This is a genomic window from Methylobacterium sp. Leaf469, from assembly GCF_001424745.1.
GTDB lineage: Bacteria > Pseudomonadota > Alphaproteobacteria > Rhizobiales > Beijerinckiaceae > Methylobacterium.
Window position 1 is genome coordinate 176,424 of sequence record NZ_LMRE01000023.1, and the last position, 17,677, is coordinate 194,100.

Annotated in this window: 23 protein-coding genes and 2 tRNA genes; 11 read left to right on the forward strand and 14 right to left on the reverse strand. The window is 68.1% G+C overall.

Annotated features, from left to right (window positions below; genetic code table 11):
• Positions 1-73: 73 nt before the first annotated feature.
• From ASG60_RS12035 to ASG60_RS12055, 5 genes are all read left to right on the forward strand, one after another.
• On the forward strand, positions 74-1,882 hold the full coding sequence (locus tag ASG60_RS12035; RefSeq protein ID WP_056385763.1) for an adenine deaminase C-terminal domain-containing protein: 1,809 nt from the start codon (positions 74-76) through the stop codon (positions 1,880-1,882).
• A gap of 253 nt (positions 1,883-2,135) precedes the next feature.
• The gene (locus tag ASG60_RS12040) at positions 2,136-2,321 is read left to right on the forward strand and encodes a hypothetical protein (protein ID WP_056386075.1); all 186 of its coding nucleotides are present in this window, start codon (positions 2,136-2,138) and stop codon (positions 2,319-2,321) included.
• An 89-nt stretch (positions 2,322-2,410) separates the two neighbouring features.
• Complete coding sequence (locus ASG60_RS12045) at positions 2,411-2,614, forward strand: hypothetical protein (RefSeq protein WP_347379640.1); 204 nt, start codon at positions 2,411-2,413, stop codon at positions 2,612-2,614.
• 324 nt (positions 2,615-2,938) lie between these two features.
• A complete protein-coding gene (locus tag ASG60_RS12050; protein WP_056386077.1) occupies positions 2,939-4,066 on the forward strand; it encodes a COX15/CtaA family protein in 1,128 nt (375 codons plus the stop codon).
• 600 nt (positions 4,067-4,666) lie between these two features.
• The gene (locus tag ASG60_RS12055; protein WP_056385765.1) at positions 4,667-5,347 is read left to right on the forward strand and encodes a hemolysin III family protein; all 681 of its coding nucleotides are present in this window, start codon (positions 4,667-4,669) and stop codon (positions 5,345-5,347) included.
• Between the two features lie 31 nt (positions 5,348-5,378).
• Here the strand turns inward: ASG60_RS12055 and ASG60_RS12060 are convergent, their stop codons facing one another.
• Positions 5,379-6,251 (reverse strand): GH25 family lysozyme, encoded by an 873-nt coding sequence (locus ASG60_RS12060; RefSeq protein WP_082479241.1) that lies wholly within the window; start codon positions 6,249-6,251, stop codon positions 5,379-5,381.
• Between the two features lie 201 nt (positions 6,252-6,452).
• Between ASG60_RS12060 and ASG60_RS12065 the strand changes: the two genes are divergently transcribed.
• A complete protein-coding gene (locus ASG60_RS12065; protein WP_056173493.1) occupies positions 6,453-6,905 on the forward strand; it encodes a DUF488 domain-containing protein in 453 nt (150 codons plus the stop codon).
• 8 nt (positions 6,906-6,913) lie between these two features.
• On the opposite strand, the gene ASG60_RS12070 is transcribed toward ASG60_RS12065, so the two are convergent.
• The 5 genes from ASG60_RS12070 to ASG60_RS12090 all read right to left on the reverse strand — a co-directional run bounded on the left by ASG60_RS12070 (position 6,914) and on the right by ASG60_RS12090 (position 8,561).
• Positions 6,914-7,120 carry a DUF3606 domain-containing protein gene (locus ASG60_RS12070; RefSeq protein WP_056173496.1) on the reverse strand — a complete coding sequence of 69 codons (207 nt, stop codon included), beginning with the start codon at positions 7,118-7,120 and terminating at the stop codon, positions 6,914-6,916.
• Positions 7,121-7,206: 86 nt separating this feature from the next.
• Positions 7,207-7,371, reverse strand: coding sequence for a hypothetical protein (locus ASG60_RS12075; RefSeq protein WP_056262172.1), 165 nt, complete (start codon positions 7,369-7,371; stop codon positions 7,207-7,209).
• Between the two features lie 115 nt (positions 7,372-7,486).
• Positions 7,487-7,669, reverse strand: a complete 183-nt coding sequence (locus ASG60_RS12080; RefSeq protein WP_056095126.1) for a DUF3606 domain-containing protein — start codon at positions 7,667-7,669, stop codon at positions 7,487-7,489.
• Between the two features lie 364 nt (positions 7,670-8,033).
• Positions 8,034-8,118: transfer RNA gene (locus ASG60_RS12085), tRNA-Leu, on the reverse strand.
• Between the two features lie 140 nt (positions 8,119-8,258).
• Positions 8,259-8,561, reverse strand: coding sequence for a FliM/FliN family flagellar motor switch protein (locus ASG60_RS12090; RefSeq protein ID WP_056173501.1), 303 nt, complete (start codon positions 8,559-8,561; stop codon positions 8,259-8,261).
• A 78-nt stretch (positions 8,562-8,639) separates the two neighbouring features.
• Between ASG60_RS12090 and lipB the strand changes: the two genes are divergently transcribed.
• Complete coding sequence (gene lipB, locus ASG60_RS12095; protein ID WP_244476649.1) at positions 8,640-9,392, forward strand: lipoyl(octanoyl) transferase LipB; 753 nt, start codon at positions 8,640-8,642, stop codon at positions 9,390-9,392.
• Positions 9,393-9,502: 110 nt separating this feature from the next.
• Positions 9,503-9,832, forward strand: coding sequence for a hypothetical protein (locus ASG60_RS12100; protein ID WP_056385767.1), 330 nt, complete (start codon positions 9,503-9,505; stop codon positions 9,830-9,832).
• 29 nt (positions 9,833-9,861) lie between these two features.
• On the opposite strand, the gene ASG60_RS12105 is transcribed toward ASG60_RS12100, so the two are convergent.
• The 3 genes from ASG60_RS12105 to ASG60_RS12115 form a co-directional block, all read right to left on the reverse strand.
• A complete protein-coding gene (locus tag ASG60_RS12105; protein ID WP_056173505.1) occupies positions 9,862-10,749 on the reverse strand; it encodes a cation diffusion facilitator family transporter in 888 nt (295 codons plus the stop codon).
• Between the two features lie 138 nt (positions 10,750-10,887).
• The gene (locus tag ASG60_RS12110) at positions 10,888-11,118 is read right to left on the reverse strand and encodes a hypothetical protein (protein WP_056385769.1); all 231 of its coding nucleotides are present in this window, start codon (positions 11,116-11,118) and stop codon (positions 10,888-10,890) included.
• A 97-nt stretch (positions 11,119-11,215) separates the two neighbouring features.
• Positions 11,216-11,467, reverse strand: coding sequence for a hypothetical protein (locus ASG60_RS12115; RefSeq protein WP_056173512.1), 252 nt, complete (start codon positions 11,465-11,467; stop codon positions 11,216-11,218).
• 162 nt (positions 11,468-11,629) lie between these two features.
• On the opposite strand from ASG60_RS12115, the gene queA reads away from it, so the two are divergent.
• A complete protein-coding gene (queA, locus tag ASG60_RS12120; protein ID WP_056385772.1) occupies positions 11,630-12,715 on the forward strand; it encodes a tRNA preQ1(34) S-adenosylmethionine ribosyltransferase-isomerase QueA in 1,086 nt (361 codons plus the stop codon).
• Between the two features lie 58 nt (positions 12,716-12,773).
• Positions 12,774-13,931 (forward strand): tRNA guanosine(34) transglycosylase Tgt, encoded by a 1,158-nt coding sequence (gene tgt / locus ASG60_RS12125; RefSeq protein ID WP_056385774.1) that lies wholly within the window; start codon positions 12,774-12,776, stop codon positions 13,929-13,931.
• Positions 13,932-13,938: 7 nt separating this feature from the next.
• Here tgt and ASG60_RS12130 read toward each other — a convergent pair whose 3' ends face one another.
• Positions 13,939-15,003: a hypothetical protein gene (locus ASG60_RS12130; protein ID WP_056385776.1), complete on the reverse strand. Its 1,065-nt coding sequence runs from the start codon at positions 15,001-15,003 to the stop codon at positions 13,939-13,941.
• A gap of 122 nt (positions 15,004-15,125) precedes the next feature.
• On the opposite strand from ASG60_RS12130, the gene ASG60_RS12135 reads away from it, so the two are divergent.
• Positions 15,126-15,201 (forward strand) — tRNA-Lys (locus tag ASG60_RS12135).
• A gap of 141 nt (positions 15,202-15,342) precedes the next feature.
• Here the strand turns inward: ASG60_RS12135 and ASG60_RS22745 are convergent.
• From ASG60_RS22745 to ASG60_RS12145, 4 genes are all read right to left on the reverse strand, one after another.
• Positions 15,343-15,492 (reverse strand): hypothetical protein, encoded by a 150-nt coding sequence (locus ASG60_RS22745; protein WP_156398885.1) that lies wholly within the window; start codon positions 15,490-15,492, stop codon positions 15,343-15,345.
• Positions 15,493-16,069: 577 nt separating this feature from the next.
• Positions 16,070-16,288, reverse strand: coding sequence for a hypothetical protein (locus ASG60_RS22750; protein ID WP_156398886.1), 219 nt, complete (start codon positions 16,286-16,288; stop codon positions 16,070-16,072).
• A gap of 73 nt (positions 16,289-16,361) precedes the next feature.
• The gene (locus ASG60_RS23265; RefSeq protein WP_210168494.1) at positions 16,362-16,772 is read right to left on the reverse strand and encodes a hypothetical protein; all 411 of its coding nucleotides are present in this window, start codon (positions 16,770-16,772) and stop codon (positions 16,362-16,364) included.
• A 200-nt stretch (positions 16,773-16,972) separates the two neighbouring features.
• Positions 16,973-17,179 (reverse strand): hypothetical protein, encoded by a 207-nt coding sequence (locus ASG60_RS12145; RefSeq protein ID WP_056385778.1) that lies wholly within the window; start codon positions 17,177-17,179, stop codon positions 16,973-16,975.
• Between the last annotated feature and the right edge of the window lie 498 nt (positions 17,180-17,677).

The following is a 17,677-nucleotide window of genomic DNA, read 5'->3' on the forward strand; positions in this document are numbered from 1 at the left end:
CGGGATCTTGGCACGGGCCGTGCCCCTCGGCAGGATCGCGTGAGCGACAGCCGCGGATGCCCAGGGAGCCGGCATGACCGAGAAACCAAACCTGACGCGCTTTTCCGTCGCGCCCCTCGCCAGCATGACGCGGCAACTCGCGGCCGTGGCCTCGGGGCGGGCCGAGCCGGATCGCGTCCTCACCGGGGCTCGCCTGCTCTCCACCTATTCGGACCGCATCCTGCCCGACCGTGAGGTCTGGATCGGCGGCGGCCGCATCGCCGCCGTCATGCCGGCGGGAACCTATCGGGGCCCGGCCGAGCGTATCGACCTCGGCGGGGGCCTTCTGGCGCCGGGCCTCGTCGATCCGCACCTGCACATCGAGAGCAGCATGGTGACGGCCTGTGCCTATGCGGAGGCCGCGCTCCTCAACGGCACCACCACCATCGTGTGCGACAGCCACGAGATCGGCAACGTGCTCGATGTGAACGGCGTCGAATGGATGCTGGAGGATGCCCGTCAGGCACCGCTCAACATCTATCTCACGGTGCCCAGCACCGTGCCGGCGACCTCACCCGATCTGGAAACCGCCGGCGGCGACCTGACGGCGGCCAAGATCGCGGCCCTGTTCGACCAGTGGCCGGAAGCCATCGGCCTCGGGGAGAAGATGGATTTCGTCGCCGTTTGCGAGGGCGATCCGCGCGCGCACGCCATCATCGCGGCATCGCTGGAGCGTGGTCGTCCGGTCTCCGGACACATCTACGGGCGCGGCTTCGTGTCCGCCTACGCGGCCAGCGGCGTCACCGACACCCACGAGGCCATCGACCGGGATATCGCCGATGACCTCCTGGAAGCCGGAATCTGGATCTACCTGCGCGGCGGGCCACCGACGACGCCGTGGCACAGCCTTCCGAAGGCCATCGGCACGGTGCTGGATTACGGCGCTTCGGCCAAGCGCGTCTGCGTCTGCACCGACGACCGCGACGCGCAGGACCTGCTCGCCTTCGGTCTCGACTGGGTGGTGCGCGAGGCCGTGCGCCTCGGCATCCCGAAGGCCCAGGCCTGGGCCATGGGGTCGCTCCACCCGGCGACGCGCTACGGCCTCGACGGAGAGATCGGCGGGTTCGGCGGCGGACGACGCGCCGATCTCGTCCTCCTCGACGACGATCTCGTGCCGCAATCGACCTGGTATGGCGGGGAATGCGTGGTGAAGGACCGGTCGATCACCCCGCTCCTCGACGCCGCCCTGTCGCAGCCCTACCGCTACCCGGCCCCGGCCTACGCGACGGTGCACCTGCCCGATCCGCTGCCGGGCCTGGTTCCGGCATTGCCGGCGGGTCCGGTGCGGGTCAACGCCATCCGCACCACGCTTCCGGGCATCGAACTCACCCACGAGGTGTTCGACCTCACCCCCAGCGCTGACTGGCCGACGACGCTGGCCGCCAACGACCTCACCTTCGTCACGGTGATCGAACGTCACGGCCGCTCCGGCACCGTCGCGCACGGGCTTCTGCGGGCGTTCGGGCTGAAACGCGGCGCGGTGGCGAGCAGCGTCGGCCACGATTCGCACAACGTGATCGTCGCCGGCCTGAACGAGGCCGACATGCGCGTGGCCCTCGACGCCATCGGCACCATCCAGGGCGGGGTCTGCGTCGTGGAGGACGGAGCCGTCGTCGCCCTGGTGCCCCTGCCGGTCGCCGGTCTCCTCTCCGACAAGCGGGTCACGGCGGTGGCCGGGGAAGTCCGTGTCCTGAAGGACGCCTGGACGCGCGCCGGGTGCACCATTCCCTATATGGGGTTCAACCTGATCCCGCTCTCGGTGATTCCCGAGATCCGCATCACCGACAAGGGCCTCGTCCTCGTCCCGGGGATGCGCATCGTGCCCCTGTTCGAGGCCTCCTGAACCCGGTGTTATTTTTGCCGGCTCGCGAGGAACTGGCCAACCCTAGCGCGGGTTGTAAGTCAGGGTCTCAACAGCCTCGCTTCCTCCCAAGCCTTTCAAACAGCCTGTTCGCCCAAGCGGCGGCGGGCTGCTTCTTTTTGCGCCCTCGCGCGTTGAGAGGTTCCTGTGTCCACGAGCAGCGAAGGGCGTGGGCCGGGGCATCGGCGAGCCCCTTTATCGGCAGGCCCACGGCCCGATCCCCCGGAGCGACTCCATGCGTAGCCTACTCACCCTCGTCATCGTCGGCGCCATCGCGTTCATCCTCGTCGGGATGTACGTAGCACCCTCGCAACCCGACATGCGGACCTGGTACCTGCGCACTGCCTGCGAGCATCTCGACAAGCTGAGCCCGAAGATCTGCGAGCCCATTCGCGAGGCCGACGGGGCGCGACGCATCTGAGCGCCCTCGCACGCGCGCGCGACTGGTGGTTCCGCGACCGACGCACCGGCGCGATCACCGTCGCCCAATGGCCGAATGCGCCGCTCGTGATGTTCGGCCTCTGCGCTGGAGCGGACTGGGCTTTCGCCCCGGCTGGGCCGGCGGGGACGGTTTTGCGGGGTGTCGGCCTGGGGGCGCTGGTCGTCTGGGCCGTCGACGAGGTCGCCCGCGGCGTCAATCCCTGGCGGCGCTGCCTCGGAGGCGGCGTGCTGGTCGGCCTCGCGCTCCGGTGGACCATGGCCGCCATGGCGTGAGGCCGCCCGTGGCGTGACAGCGCCTCGACCGTCACGCTGTATTTGACCGCTTGCGGTGCGGCGCCAGTGGCCTATCATCGGGCATCGTCACGCGGAACGAGGCACTACGGATGGCCTTCTTCATCGGAATCGCCTGCCCCTGGCTCGTGGTGGCCTTCCTCGATCTCATGGCGCTGAACCGCAGCCGGGAGTTGGCCGCCGCCGAATAGCGGCCTTCCGTACGAGGCCGCTGCGTCCTCAACGGGCGTTGCCCTCGCGCGAGCCTGCGTCTACCTCCCCGGTCTCCGATAGGGATCGTCGGGTGGCGGACGGGATGGCGCGATGATGTCCAGACATGCAGCCGGCCAGGAGCACACGCGCCGCGCGGGCGACTACCGTGTCGTACGTGTCTGGCTCTACGTGCTCGCGGCTCTCGTGGTCGGCATGGTGGCCGTGGGTGGGGCCACGCGCCTCACCGGCTCCGGGCTCTCCATCACCGAGTGGCGTCCGGTCACGGGCGCCGTCCCGCCGCTTTCGGCAGAGGCATGGACGGCGGAGTTCGACAAGTACAAGGGCACTCCGCAATACCGCATCCTCAACCAGGGGATGGGCCTATCCGACTTCAAGACGATCTACGCCTGGGAATGGGGCCACCGGTTCCTCGGACGCTTCGTTGGCCTCGCATTCTTCCTGCCCCTGCTGTGGTTCTGGTGGCGTGGGCTCCTGAGCCGGCGCCTCGGGCTCGGACTCCTTGGCCTCGGCCTCCTCGGCGGCCTCCAGGGCGCCATCGGCTGGATCATGGTCGCGTCCGGCCTCGAGCCTGGCATGACGGCGGTCGCCCCGCTGAAACTCGCCCTGCATCTCACCACCGCGAGCCTCATCCTCGCCGGTCTCGTCTGGCTCGCCGCCGGCCTGCGCGCCGCCCCCTCCGCGCCGGTGCCGGCCAGGCTCAACCGCACCGCCGTGGCCGTGATGGCCCTGGTGCTGGCGCAGATCTTCCTCGGCGGCCTCGTCGCCGGATCGAAGGCAGGCCTCGTCTACAACACCTGGCCGGGGATGGACGGTGCCTTCGCGCCGCCCCTGGCCGAGTTGTTCGCCGTCCGGCCCTGGATCGAAAATTTCGTCGACAACCATGCCCTGGTGCAACTCGACCACCGCCTGATCGCCTATGTCCTCCTTGCCGTGGCAATTCTCCATGCCGTCGACGCGCTGCGGACCCTGCCGGGCAGCGGCACGGCACGGCGCGCCACCGGCGTGGCCGTCCTCGTCCTGGCGCAAGCCGCCCTCGGGATCACGACCCTGCTTCTCGCGGTTCCGCTCTGGGCCGGGCTGAGCCATCAGGTCTTCGCCATGGCGGTGCTGACGATGGCGACGGTCCACGCCCGCCTGAGCCCCGGTGTGACGGCTCGGCCGATGTGCCCGGAAGCGGCACCGGCCTTCGGCTTCGAGGCCTTGACCAACCGCGCGACCTGATCCCGCCGAACGGAATTCACGCGCGCGGGACGGATTCCAATCCACCGCCTTCTCGCGCTCCGTGTCGACGCGCACGCGGCTCGGGAGAGGGCGCTACCCTCGGCCGCCAGGGTACACCATCGTTCGGAAGCCGCGCATTATTGCGATGCAGCGAACCCGATCGACGCACGCGCGTTACGCCTCCGGCGACGCTCGGCATTTCGCGTTCTCTCCGCGCCCAACGAACGAGGACCACGACTGCATGACGCTTGGTAAGCCTTTGGTAGAGCCCATTTCGAGCACCGAAACCGTGAAGATCGAGCCCCGGTCTTCGGCAAGACCTGTCCGCCGTCACACACGCGATCGCCAGACGCGTCGCATCGTCTTCGGCCTCACGGGTGTGCTGGGAATCGCTTGGGCCGTTGTGATCGCGAGCCGCTACTCCGGACTGCTTCCGGGGTAGGCCAAGCCACACCCGGGCAGGCGCGAATCCGTGTCACACGCTGCCGGAAGCGTGTCCGCACGAAGCCATTCCTGTGGACAGCACGAACTCGGTAGTTTTCGCCGGGAACGCTCCGCCACGGCCGAGCGTAGCTTTCGTATGACCGATCGGAGTCAGCGATGTTCCTGGCAGAGGATGGACGCCCCGCGGGGCTGAACTGGAACTACACCCGACGCGAGCTTCTCGCCGACGGGATCGTCCACTTCCTCGGCGTGGCCCTCGGCCTCGCCGGGGCCATCGCGATCGTGATCCTCGCGGCCCTGACGCCGCTCCCGGCCATCGATCAGGCGGCGGTCGCGGTCTACGGCGCCGCCCTCGTCTCGATGCTCGGCGTTTCGGCGACCTACAACATGTGGCCGGTGGGTCGCCGGAAGTGGCTCCTGCGCCGTGCCGATCACGCGCTGATCTATCTCATGATCGCCGGCACCTATACGCCGCTGGTCGCCCTGGTCGGCACTGGCGCCATCGCCTGGGGCCTACTCGCCACCGTGTGGCTGGTGGCCGGCATCGGCATCACCCTCAAGCTGACGCTGCCGGGACGCTTCGACCGGGCCGCCATCGGGCTCTACCTGCTTCTCGGCTGGAGCGGACTGGCGGCCTACGATTCGGTGATCGCGCGGCTCGAGCCCACCGCCCTGTGGCTGCTCGCCATCGGCGGACTGCTCTACTCCTTCGGCGTGGTGTTCCACGTCTGGCGCAGCCTGCCGTACCAGAATGCCATCTGGCACGCCTTCGTACTGGCCGCCACGGCCTGTCACTACGGCACGGTGCTCACCACCGTGGTCCAGGCCGGGGCCTGAACCCTTCGGACGTTGTGTCGTTTCGCCTCCTCTACTTGCCGGCGCAGAGGCCCCGTCCGGATAGGGAATGGTGGTCGCGCGGGTCGCAATCGGTGGCCAGGAACGAGGCCCATTCGGCCGTCGATCCGTAGAAGGCATTGCGGTCGACGTCGCCGCGCACGCCCGGCACCCGGCCGGTGGAAGTGAACTGCCACAGCATCCACTTGCGCTTGGCGAAGCGCTGCTCGGGCTCGGCCGCGGTGGAGCGGACCCAGTGGGGGTAATCCGGCAGCTCGTCCTCGAGTACGTCCTTGTGGAACGTGATGTCCGTGTAGATGATCGGGCGCTTGCCGGTGTAGCGCTCCATCTCGTCGAGCATGTAGCGGATCATTCCCAGCGCCTGGGCCTTCGGCAGCTTCTTCGGGCAAAGCTGCGAATGGCCGTTCCACTCCACGTCGAGAACCGGGGGGAGGGCGGTCGGATCCTGCGGGACGTTCTTCTTGAACCACTCGATCTGGTCCTGGGCCGAGCGGCACCAGAACACGAAATGATAGGCCCCACGCGGAACGCCGGCCCGGGCCGCACCGTCCCAATTCGCGCGGAACCGCTCGTCGACGTGGTCGCCGCCCTCCGTCGCCTTGATGAAGGCGAACTGTGTGCCGGCCGCCCGCACCGACGTCCAGTCGATGGGGCCCTGCCACTTCGAAATGTCGATGCCCTGGATCGGATGCTGCTTGGCGCGCGCGACGCCGGGATGGGGCTTCACGTCGCCCTTGGTCGGATAGAAGTCCGTCGCCGTGCCGGAGCAGGCGGCGAGGCCCGCGAGAAGGGCGATTCCGGCGATCCGGCTCGCCCAGCCACCGAGGCGCGTTTCACCACGGCGGGTACGGCGGACGGTCGGGGCAGTCCTGTTCGTCAGCGACATCAATGCCCGGCCCATCACTTTCCACGAACGCAACAACGGGTAAGGGATGCCCGTGCGCGGTTAACAGAGCTTTGACGGCAATGCGGCGGTTTTCGGGAAGTCGTGACCGGTCAGCCACATACGCCGCAGGTTCCACGGTTGGCCACAGGCCGGAAAACACCTAAGTCCCGCGCGAAACGCAGCATTTGCAGAGGAGGCCGGATGCGTAAGACTTTGTTCACCATCGGCTACGAAGGCCTCGATCCCGAGCGCTTCACCCTGGCCCTCACGGATGCCGGGGTCGGGACACTCGCCGATGTCCGCGCCGTGGCGAACTCGCGCAAACGCGGGTTTTCCAAGGGCGCCCTGAAAGCCGGCCTCGAAGCGGCCGGTCTATCCTACAATCACGCCCGGACCCTTGGGACCCCGAAAGCCGGTCGGCAGGCCGCGCGAGCGGACGACCCCGCGCTCATGCGCCAGATCTACTGTGAGGAGGTCCTCGACACTGCGGATGGCGGCCTCGCCCTCGACGCCCTGTGCGACCTTGCCGCCCGAAGTCCGACCTGCCTGATGTGCTTCGAGCGCGACCCCGCCCGCTGCCACCGCCGGGTCTTGGCCGAGCGCATGGAAGCGCGCGGCTTCGTCACCGTCGATCTCTACGGGGTGGACGTCTAGGAATGCCGTCAGACGATGCCGCCGCCATCCTGCGCCGGCCAGGACTTGCCGAGATGGGCCGCGACGGCGCCCGGATCCTCGCCCACCGTAGCGACGGCGTCCTCGACGGCTTCCACTGGGACCTCGAAGTAGCGCGCCCAATAGGCCCGCGTCCAAGGCTCGGTGACGTTCACCGATCTCGGGGCATGCGGATCGGGCTTCAGGTTCTCGTTCATGGGGCGTCCACGGTCGGGGGGCTTGAGACAAGCGCTGGATCAACGCGACCCGGTGGGCCGCGGTTCGGTGGCGTCCGGAATGCCGCTCACGCTTCTTTGCCGTCCTTCACCGCCGCATCGTATCCGGCCGTCCATTGCGCGTGCGCCTCGGTGCCCTCCGCATAGGGGCAATCCTGGCGACGCAAACCTTTGCGCGGCGCATGGAAGCCGAGGGTATAATGGTCGAGGTTGTCGTCTGGCATCTGGGTCATGTGCGGTAACGTCGAATTCGCGCGCGGGCTCCCGAAGAGCCGTCGCGTTCCGGCGACGCGGCGGCGGGCAGGGGACGCCCCAGCCGCCGCGTTCGGCGTGCGCCGACCGGATCGCCTATCGCTTCTTGCCCAGCTCCGCGGCGATGTCCTTGACCATGCGGCCGGCCTTCCGATGCGCGGTGGTGAGCTGGTCCTGCGTGACGCCCCATCGTTTCATCCAGAACTCGACGGCCTTGCGCTCCGACAGATCGAGCCGGTCCTTGTCGATGAAGCCTCGCTTGTCCTTCAACCCGGCCATGTCCGTTCCTCCAAACCAAAGGCGTGCCGCTCGCAGGCCCGCATGCGAAAGTTTCTCGGGGGGCTCGGAGGCCGGCCGGGCCGTACGGTCGTGAAGGTCCAGGGTTACCGCCAGCCGCGCCGAACCCGGAGCGGTGGCGATCCCACTCCGCTCCGACAGACGCCAGCACATCCGGCTCCGAATGAATCGGACCTCGGACAACCCACCGATTTCGCAAAGCCACGCGGGAGAATGTATGATCTTCGCGCTCGTCACCGAGCGAGGGAACATCGCCGACCGTTGCGGCGGACCTGTTCCCAGAGCCGAGGTCGGCGGATAAATCCTCGCCACACCTCGGAAGTCTCAAGCACCAACATCGTTATGTTGGTGCGGCCAAGAGGACTCGAACCTCCACCCCTTGCAGGACTAGCACCTCAAGCTAGCGCGTCTACCAATTCCGCCATGGCCGCATCGTCGTCACCATCGTCGCGAAGCCGGCCCGGTCGGGCGAGGCGTCCGTTTCGTCTGGCGCGGCGCAGCAACTAGCAGATGGATCTGGAGCCGACAAGCGGGTTTGCAAGAAATCGCGGGTTTGCAGGAAATCGCGGCTTCAGAGGAAATCGACGCCGTCGAGGACCGGAACAGCGCCTTCGCCGATGGTGACCCCGGGCAGGCGCACCACCTCCGCCTTGCGGATCAGCTCGGTGACCTCGACGGAGATGCGGTTTCCCGTCACCACGATCTGGCCCCGCGCGATCGGATGGTCGTTGGCCAGAATCTCTACCATATCGCTCTCCGTGGCTTCGAGTTCGATGACGGCGCCGCGCCCCATGCGCAGCAGGATGTGCAAGGGCATGTGCCGGCGCCCGAGAACCACCTTGAGGTCGACCTTGAGATCTTCGAGAACCGCCACGCGACCCGTTCCTTCACCCTGGGGAGCGCGCACCCGCACCGGCCCCGGAACCGACTGTCCATGCGCGATGGTGAAGCCTTGGTAAACGAATCGCTAATCGCCCCACGGCTCGGCGTCCGAACCGGGGATTTCTTCGCCCGCGCCGGTTCGCCGCCCGTAGAATGGCGGATCAGCGACGTGCCGGTCCCCTACGAGGAGGCCGTCGTCTACATGGAAGCGAGGGCCGCCGAGATCGCGGCGGGGCAGGCCCGGGAGTGCGTATGGCTGCTGGAGCATCCGCCGCTCTACACGGCCGGCACCTCGGCGCGGGCGGCCGACCTCGTCGATCCGGAGCGTTTTCCCGTTCACCGGACCGGCCGGGGCGGGCAATACACCTATCACGGTCCCGGCCAGCGGGTGGCCTACGTGATGCTCGACCTCAACCGCCGGCGCACGGATCTGCGTGCCTACGTGGCCGCCCTGGAGGCGTGGGTGATCGCAACCCTTGAGGCCTTCAACGTCCGGGGCGAGCGACGCGAGGACCGCGTCGGCGTCTGGGTGCGCCGCCCCGAGAAGGGGCAGGTCGACGGCGAGGGAGTCGAGGACAAGATCGCCGCCATCGGCATCCGGGTTCGGCGTTGGGTGAGCTTCCACGGCATCAGCCTCAACGTGGAGCCGGATCTCGCGCACTTCACCGGCATCGTGCCCTGCGGCATCACCGGCCACGGCGTCACCAGCCTCGTCGATCTCGGCCATCTCGTGACCCTGCCGGAGGTGGACATGCAGCTGCGCGCAGCGTTCGAGGCGATCTTCGGGGAAACGCTACAACTCAAGGTCGATGGAGCACCATAGCGCGCCCACCGGGCTTCGGCGCATACTCCACACTGCTGGATCAGTATGGACGGCGCATTCTATCACGCGAAGACCATCGTTGCGTCAAAGCAGCGGTTACCAGGATTTCCATGGAGACGCTCTTGGTCCTTCTCGTCCTCCTGTTCGGTCCAGCGGTCGCACTTACGATTTGCGGTAGCCTGTTCGGTCGGAGAGCGGCCGTCGCCCTTTGGCGATACGCGTTTGCTTGCCTCTACGCGGCCGTGATCCTCTACGGCAGTGCGGAACTCGCCTGGTGGACCTTCGCCATCGGCGTCGAGGAAACCGATAGTGGTCCGCTACACTTCGCTGACACAGTCGTCACAGGTCTTCTGATCATCTCGGCCGGATTCACGTGGTTCGCCGCCCGCATCCAGATATCGGAGTCGAAAACGGCAGCCCCGCCCGGCGCAATCCGATAGTGTTGGGAACCGAGGACCGGATGCGACTGTCACACCACCGGCACCCCACGCCCCTTGGCCTGCTCGCCCGGCTCCACATGGATCACCACGACGGCGCCCTCGACGGCGCCCTCGATGGCCGCTTCCAGGCGGTCGCAGATCTCGTGGGAATCCCGCACCGTCATCTCGCCCGGCACTACGAGGTGGAAATCGATGAAGGTGGCCTGCCCGGCGTGGCGGGTCCGGACGTCGTGCGCTTCCAGGGCGCCCTCGCCGTGGAGCGAGATGAGTTCGCGGATCTTCGTCACCATCTCGGGCGGGGCGGCACGATCGAGGAGGCCACTCACCGAGTCGCGCACCATGGTCCAGCCGGACCACAGGATGTTGAGGGCGACCAGACCGGCGATGATGGGATCGAGAACCGCCGCTCCCGTGAGGAGTACGAGGCCGAGACCCACGAGTACGCCCAGTGAGGTCACCACGTCGGCCATGACGTGGCGGGCATCGGCCACCAGGGCCGGCGAGCGCCAGGCCTTGGCGCGGCCCAGGAGATAGACCGCCCACACCCCGTTGATCGCCGTCGCGACGCCGTTCACCGCCAGACCGAGGACCGGCGCGTCGAGGGGCTTCGGATCGAGGATGCCGTGGAACGCCTCGCGCAGGATCAGCATCGCCGCCGCGATGATGAGCGCGCCCTCGATGACGGCGGAGAAGTACTCGGCCTTGTGGTGGCCGTAGGGGTGATCGTCGTCGGCCGGGCGTGCGGCCACCCGCAGGGCGACGAAGGCGAAGGCCGCCGCCACCACGTTGATGATGCTCTCGAGAGCATCGGAGTAGAGCGCGAGGCTGCCCGTGAGGGCGAAAGCCGCGAACTTGACGCCGGTGACGAGGGTGCCGATGGCGGCGCTCGCCAGGGCGGCCTTCTGAGTGCGGTCCATCACGGCATTCCAAGGTCGGGTTCGGGGTCCGATCGAACCCGCCCTTACGCGCCCGCACGCCCCCAAGGCCACGGCAAAGGTTGAACCCGCCACTGAACGATTGAGGCTCGGCTATAACCGCCGCTTTACCCCCTGCCTTCAGGTGGCCGGTTCGTCGCCGTCGCGCATGGCCTCAGGAATCCGGCCCCGGGCGGCCTCCCGATCGGCGCTCCGGGCCGCCTGGGCGCGCGCCCGCTCGGCCTTTCTGGCGTAGCCCCGCGCGATCCAACGCCACCGGGTGGAGGCCGCGAGGGCGTCGAGGCGGACCGCTTCGCGCTCCCAATAGGTGAGCAGCTGCGAATCCAGGGTCACGCGCCGGGGCGACGACACGGCGGACGGCTTCGCCCTGGGAGGCTTGGTGTTTGAAGCGGACGGGGGCATGGCGCGGCTTCCCGGAATGGAGAAGGGGTTGGGAGCGGACCCGTGCTCAGGCGGGCGGCGGGCTCTGCGGCTCCGGCGCTTCCTCGACGAGCAGCGCATCGGGGTCGTCGCGGAATCCCGCATCGCCCGCATCGGCCACGGGCGAACCCGGCGTGCCGAACGGACGACTCGGATAGGCCGCCGTGAACTTGTCCCGTGCCGCCTGCGGATCGTCCGCCTTGAGGGTGATGCTCGGGCTGTCGGGCAGGGGCCAGCGCGGATCGGCGGGATCGCGGGGTCTCAACGCATACCAAGTCATTCGGAAGCTCGCTCTGCCTTCTCGCACGGCATCCGTACGGGTGAAGCATGAACCGGAGCGGTGCGCCCGAGTTCCCACGTTCCCGGGCTCCCGAGTCCCCGCTCATCGATCCGAGAGTCGCGCCCATTGATCCGACCCGTCAAACCGTGCTGTTGGCGCGGCATGCGCGTCGATCTGTTCGATTTCGAGTTGCCCGAGGCGGCCATCGCCCTGCGGCCCCCGACCCCCCGCGATGCCGGCCGTCTCCTCGTGGTCCAGCCGGGCAAGCCCTTCGAAGACCGGGCCGTGCGCGACCTGCCCGGCCTCCTGCGGCCGGGCGACGCCCTGGTGTTCAACGACACACGGGTCATCCCGGCCCGGCTCACCGGCATCCGTCATCGTCCCGGCTCCCCCGGCCTGCGCATGGAGGCGATGCTGCACCTGCGCGCCGGCCTGGACACCTGGCGCGCCTTCGCCCGACCGGCGAAGCGCCTCGCGCCGGGGGATCGCGTCGTGTTCGGCCGCCACGGGACGAGCGAGCCCTGCGACCTCGGCGGCCTCGACGCGACCATTCAGGAGAAGGGCGAGGCCGGCGAGATCACCCTGCGGTTCGACCTCTCGGGTCCGGCCCTCGACGCCGCCATCGCCGCCACCGGCAGCCTGCCGCTGCCGCCCTACATCGCCGGAAAGCGCCCGACGGATGCCCAGGACGCCACGGATTACCAGACCGTCTATGCCGCTCGGCCCGGGGCCGTGGCGGCTCCCACCGCCGGCCTGCATTTCTCGGAATCACTCCTCGCCGATCTCGATGCCGCCGGTCTCCACCGCCACCGCGTGACCCTGCATGTGGGAGCCGGCACCTTCCTCCCGGTGAAGGCCGACGACACGCAGGATCACCGCATGCATGCGGAGATCGGCATCCTCACGGCGGAGACGGCCGATGCCCTCAACCGGACCCGAGCGGCGGGCGGGCGCATCGTGGCGGTGGGCACCACCGCCCTTCGCCTCCTCGAGAGTGCCGCCGACGCGCAGGGGCGGCTGCACCCGTTCTCGGGTCCGACGGAGATCTTCATCACGCCCGGGACGCCGATCCGCGCCGTCGACGCCCTCATGACCAACTTCCACCTGCCGCGCTCGACCCTGTTCATGCTGGTCTCGGCCTTCTCGGGCCTGGAGACCATGCGGGCCGCCTACGCGCACGCGATCGAGCACGGATACCGGTTCTACTCCTACGGGGATTCGAGCCTGCTGTTTCCGGCGGGGCGGTAGGGGAGGCCGGCGCACCGTCCCGCCTGCCCACCCGGTCGATCCGGTGCTAAAAGGGCCGATGTCCGAACCAGCCACGTCCCCCCTTCCGAGCGCGTTCACCTTCCGGGTGGATGCCACCGACGGACCCGCGCGCACCGGCGCGATCAGCATGCCGCGCGGCACCATTCGGACGCCCGCCTTCATGCCCGTCGGCACGGCCGCCACCGTCAAGGCGATGTATCCGGGTCAGGTGCGGGATTTGGGCGCCGACGTGGTGCTCGGCAACACCTACCACCTGATGCTGCGGCCCGGCCCCGAGCGCATGGCGCGGCTCGGCGGCCTGCACCGGTTCATGAACTGGTCACACCCGATCCTCACGGATTCCGGCGGCTTCCAGGTGATGTCGCTCTCGGCCCTGCGCAAGCTCGACGAGCAGGGCGTCACCTTCCGCTCGCATGTCGACGGTTCGACGCACCACATGAGCCCGGAACGGTCCATCGAGATCCAGGGGCTGCTGGGCTCCGACATCCAGATGCAGCTCGACGAATGCGTTCGGCTGCCCGCCGACCGGGCCACCATCGAAAAGGCGATGCACCTGTCCCTGCGCTGGGCGGAGCGCTGCCGCGTGCAGTTCGGCGAGCAGCCCGGCAAGGCGATGTTCGGCATCGTGCAGGGTGGCGACAGTCCCGATCTGCGGGTGGAGAGCGCGCGCGCCCTCGTGGATCTCGACCTCAAGGGCTACGCCATCGGCGGCCTCGCGGTGGGCGAGCCCCAGGCGGTGATGCTGGCGATGATCGAGACGGTGGAGCCGCATCTTCCCGCCGGCAAGCCGCGCTACCTCATGGGGGTCGGCACGCCCGACGACCTCATGCGTTCGGTCTCCCGCGGCATCGACATGTTCGACTGCGTGATGCCGACCCGAGCCGGGCGGCACGGCCTCGCCTATACCCGCCACGGCCGGATCAACCTGCGCAACGCCCGCCACGGCGAGGACACCCGGCCCCTCGACGAAACGTCGTCCTGCCCGGCGGCGCGGGACTACAGCCGCGCCTATCTCCATCACCTCGTGCGCACGGACGAGATCCTGGGGATGATGCTGCTCACCTGGAACAACCTGTCGTACTATCAGGACCTCATGGCCGGGATGCGCGGCGCCATCGCGCAAGGCCGCCTCGCCGATTTCTGCGATGGGACCCGGGAGGCCTGGGCGAAGGCGGAGGCCGAGCGCGCCGCCTGAACGCCCCTCAGGGGCGGGGCAACACCCTGTAGAAGCCGTCCGGATCGTCGGTGCCCGTCGCGACGGCAGCCCCCAGGGCGGTGACGATGCGTTCGGCGATGGGCAGCCTATAATGAAGGGCGTCCCAGTAATTCGTGTCCTCGGTCGTCACCGGGGAGGGGATTCGGAAGTCCACCACGCGGGCGCCGCGCCGGGCGCCGATCGCGGCGACCCGCGCCTTGCAGGCCGCCTCCCGCGCGCCCTTGGCCGTGCCGGGCAGACCCTGCGCCGCCACGTGCACCGGCATGAAGGCGAGCACCTTGCGCGTGTCCGGCGGCATCGCACCGAGGAGATCGTCGAGCCAGCCCAGCGCCGGCATCGGCGCCGCCACAGCATCGACCGGCGGATCGACCGGGGACGCCTCGGGCATCGCCGCGCCGCCGCCATGGATATGGGCCGCGGCGCGGCGGGCGTCGTAGTCCGCCTCGGGCGGCGTGAAGACGGCATAGCCGTCCGCCCGCAGCCGCGCCGGCACACCGGCCCAGCGGGCCAGCGCCACGCGCCAGGCCGCGGCGAGGCCCTGCCCGTTGAACTGCCGCAGGCCGCCCCAGGGTGTCCCCTCCGCGTAGAGCCAGGCGGGGAACGGCCGGAACGTGAGGCGCTTCGTGTCGGCATCGGCCGCGCACCAATTGGCGTCGAGGCCGAACACCACGACTTTCGGCGCGGCGTACCGCAGGAAGACCCGGGCGATGGACATCTGCTCGAACGGCGTCGCGGCGTTCATGGCGAAGTTGGCGAAGCGGCCGCCGAGCACGGGTCCGAGCCGATCCGGATCGAGGAGCCGTGACGTGGAGGAACCGAAGACCGCCGCGTCGTAGAGGCCGCTGCGGGCGACCTGGGGGTACATGAAGCGCTGGTTGCCATCCATCAAAGGCGCCGGCGCCCGCCCGGGCCCGACCCGCAGGCCATAGGGGTCGAGCACGGCGACGAACCCGAACGCCGCCAGCCCGAAGCCGGCGACCGACAGGCCGAACACCCGGGCGAACCCCTGCCAGGCTCCTGCCCGCCACTCCCGTTCCGCCACTGCGCTCATCACATCCCAACCGCCACGCCCACAGGAAGGCGGTTTGGCGCGGTTGACCCCCACCCGTCGAGCCCCTATTGCGGGCGTCGCCTCCCGACGGACCCGGGCCTTAATGCCCCCGCCACGGACGCGAGCGCGTAGCTCAGCTGGTAGAGCAACGGACTTTTAATCTGTAGGTCTTGGGTTCGAACCCCAACGCGCTCACCAAATTCCCCAGCCACCACGACGTACCGGGCCGCAATCTGCGTGCGGCCGAAGCGCTGCTGTTTCCACGGCTTGCTCTGCTGTTGCAACGCGATTGCCGTCGCCCCCGGGGCTCCAATTGCCCCGGCCGGTCGGAGGGTGGCGTCAGGACCACACACGAAGCACGATCATGAGGCCGATCGGGACGACGAAGATCAAGGCCGTCGCCCATTGGATGTCGTTCCGTGTGCTTTCCAGCGCGCTTTCCAACGCCGCGATGCGCGCCTCCAGGGCCCGAAACCTCGCCTCGTCCATCACCGGCTCCCTCGGCCTCTCTCACCTCGCCGATGGTGGAAGGACACGACCTCGGCTGTCCAGTTGAACACCGGGCCGTCGTGACACGAGGCACCGAGCCAGAGTCCGCACCGCCACGACGGAGCCGGCTGGGTGTCGTGAACGGCAGCATGTGGATTTACGTCAAAGGACAAAGGTGCGCCGGGGCGAGCTCGCTGCGCTCCGGCTCGGCGGTGTATCGGAGAAGCCGCCCCGTCTGGGCCGGTTTCGCACCATCCGGCATGAGGAGCGACGGCATGTCGGCGGTGAACGATCCCAGCCCCGGCCGAGTTCAAGCCGATCACAAGCCCGTTCCAGTCTGCGAACACGTGCAGGATGCCGTGGTCCGGGTCACCGGCAGCAATCCTGCTCGCCGACATCGTTCCGACGGGCTATCGGTCCACGGAAATGGCCGGGATCCAGCAGGGGGATACGATCCTCGCGTTCAGGGCCGGCCCGCTCGGGATCATGGCGGCGCGCTGTGCGTGGCTGTTCGATGCCGGACGCATCATTGTCATTGAGGACGTCTTTCGCGGCACGACTGCGAAGACGGACCGGCTCAGCCCGTCGCCTTCGCATCCGCCTTATCGGCCAAGCCCTTCAATTCATCGGCACTCATCCAAGCGATCCCCGAGGGCGAGTGAATGGAATGAGCAATCAAACCCATGCCGATCTTCGTCTTCGCAGCCGCGAGGGCCTTCTCCGAACCCTCGTGCTCCTCGTGATTCCATTGTCCACTCACCTGATTGGTGGTGTCGCCCCAGAGAAGGGTCCACATGGTGATCTCCTTGACCATGAAGGGGAAACGGACCGCCCTCCATTCCGGTTTGGGACGGTCGAAGCACCAGCGGCTACCGTGTGGGCAAGCATTCTGATCCGCGCGCGAACAACACGAGATCGCCCTGCCGTGGATTGTTCAGCGCAAACGGTGTGTCGGACGCACGCGGAAGGAAACCGTTACCCAACTCACGCTCGAAGAACGGGTGCCCGACGGCGTAGAAGCAGCGGTCCTGGACGGCCTGATAATCGAACGACCGACGGAGAATCGGGACACTTGCATCGGCGCCGGAACAATAGGCCGCGACCTCGACGCTCCCTGGACCGGACAGCCGAACCGCGCCGGTCGACCTTGGACGCACGGTCATCGAAAGCCCGTCATTCAGTGTCACGACCAGGGTGTAGGGCGAGCGATTGTGGACGGACCGCAAGCAGTCGGCCGACGCAGCAGTTGATAGCGTACTTCCCAGGGTGACTGCCAGCATGAGGCCACCCAACACTTGCTTCGTCCCACGCATCACTGGTTTTCCCCTGTGCACCTCAACGCGATCGCTTAAGCCATGGCCTGTATCCACGCCAGCGGCATTGCGGCACGAGACCGAACCAATTCTCTCCGCTGTCCTTTCGCGAACACGCGTCGAACGCGGCCCAGACTGAGCGTCCCGACCGCGAAGATTCTGACGGTCTAGCCCGAGAACGAACCGAAGCCCTCGAAGTCGGACGTCGGAGGAACGATCTTGGCCGGCAGGTCGTCCCATCCCCGGACCTCGCCGCGGCGATCGTCGCGGACGAGCTCCAGGGGACGCTTGCCATTCGTGACGCTCGGCGTATGGCGGACGTCGATCGACACATCGGAGAAGTCGAAATGGTCGGTCGTGATGTGGTTCCGCATTCGGATGATCCCGTTGGTATGCCAGGGTTGCACGGATTGTTCAGTGAATGCGTGGCGCGGCACGACGTTCCTTATGGGGCACTCGAACGACGCTTCACGGGGCTTTTTCGATCGGCCCCGGCTGGGAACGCGACGACATTCCATCTTATTAGCCGATCATCGGTGCCGCGGCTGTCGCTGGACGTCTTTACCGTCGTGGACCGGATGGCCGTCAGCCGGTCGTCCAATTGAAGCCGATCATCGCGATCGCTCCGACGACGGTCATCCCGAGAAGAGCGAGACTGACGATTCGAACGCCCTTGTCGCCGGGATGGTTCTCCGACTCGTAGGATGGCCGAAGCGGACGGCCGCACCCGTCATCGGTGCCGCGCGGTTGGTTCGCGAGTCGGGTTGCATGGGTGTCGGGGTGGAGGGTCATCGATCCCTTTGGCAGCTGACGGAAGGTCCTGAGTAACGTCCCGAGGACCCACACGATCAGACGAACGGGTGCGACTCGAT

Excerpts from the sequence above, each read along its gene's own strand:
- ASG60_RS12035 (WP_056385763.1), top strand. The coding sequence starts at position 74 with ATGACCGAGAAACCAAACCTGACGCGCTTTTCCGTCGCGCCCCTCGCC.
- ASG60_RS12040 (WP_056386075.1), top strand. The coding sequence starts at position 2,136 with ATGCGTAGCCTACTCACCCTCGTCATCGTCGGCGCCATCGCGTTCATC.
- ASG60_RS12045 (WP_347379640.1), top strand. The coding sequence starts at position 2,411 with ATGTTCGGCCTCTGCGCTGGAGCGGACTGGGCTTTCGCCCCGGCTGGG.
- ASG60_RS12050 (WP_056386077.1), top strand. The coding sequence starts at position 2,939 with ATGTCCAGACATGCAGCCGGCCAGGAGCACACGCGCCGCGCGGGCGAC.
- ASG60_RS12055 (WP_056385765.1), top strand. The coding sequence starts at position 4,667 with ATGTTCCTGGCAGAGGATGGACGCCCCGCGGGGCTGAACTGGAACTAC.
- ASG60_RS12060 (WP_082479241.1), bottom strand. The coding sequence starts at position 6,251 with ATGTCGCTGACGAACAGGACTGCCCCGACCGTCCGCCGTACCCGCCGT.
- ASG60_RS12065 (WP_056173493.1), top strand. The coding sequence starts at position 6,453 with ATGCGTAAGACTTTGTTCACCATCGGCTACGAAGGCCTCGATCCCGAG.
- ASG60_RS12070 (WP_056173496.1), bottom strand. The coding sequence starts at position 7,120 with ATGAACGAGAACCTGAAGCCCGATCCGCATGCCCCGAGATCGGTGAAC.
- ASG60_RS12075 (WP_056262172.1), bottom strand. The coding sequence starts at position 7,371 with ATGACCCAGATGCCAGACGACAACCTCGACCATTATACCCTCGGCTTC.
- ASG60_RS12080 (WP_056095126.1), bottom strand. The coding sequence starts at position 7,669 with ATGGCCGGGTTGAAGGACAAGCGAGGCTTCATCGACAAGGACCGGCTC.
- ASG60_RS12100 (WP_056385767.1), top strand. The coding sequence starts at position 9,503 with ATGGAGACGCTCTTGGTCCTTCTCGTCCTCCTGTTCGGTCCAGCGGTC.
- ASG60_RS12105 (WP_056173505.1), bottom strand. The coding sequence starts at position 10,749 with ATGGACCGCACTCAGAAGGCCGCCCTGGCGAGCGCCGCCATCGGCACC.
- ASG60_RS12115 (WP_056173512.1), bottom strand. The coding sequence starts at position 11,467 with ATGACTTGGTATGCGTTGAGACCCCGCGATCCCGCCGATCCGCGCTGG.
- queA (WP_056385772.1), top strand. The coding sequence starts at position 11,630 with ATGCGCGTCGATCTGTTCGATTTCGAGTTGCCCGAGGCGGCCATCGCC.
- tgt (WP_056385774.1), top strand. The coding sequence starts at position 12,774 with ATGTCCGAACCAGCCACGTCCCCCCTTCCGAGCGCGTTCACCTTCCGG.
- ASG60_RS12130 (WP_056385776.1), bottom strand. The coding sequence starts at position 15,003 with ATGAGCGCAGTGGCGGAACGGGAGTGGCGGGCAGGAGCCTGGCAGGGG.
- ASG60_RS22745 (WP_156398885.1), bottom strand. The coding sequence starts at position 15,492 with ATGGACGAGGCGAGGTTTCGGGCCCTGGAGGCGCGCATCGCGGCGTTG.
- ASG60_RS22750 (WP_156398886.1), bottom strand. The coding sequence starts at position 16,288 with ATGTGGACCCTTCTCTGGGGCGACACCACCAATCAGGTGAGTGGACAA.
- ASG60_RS23265 (WP_210168494.1), bottom strand. The coding sequence starts at position 16,772 with ATGCTGGCAGTCACCCTGGGAAGTACGCTATCAACTGCTGCGTCGGCC.
- ASG60_RS12145 (WP_056385778.1), bottom strand. The coding sequence starts at position 17,179 with ATGCGGAACCACATCACGACCGACCATTTCGACTTCTCCGATGTGTCG.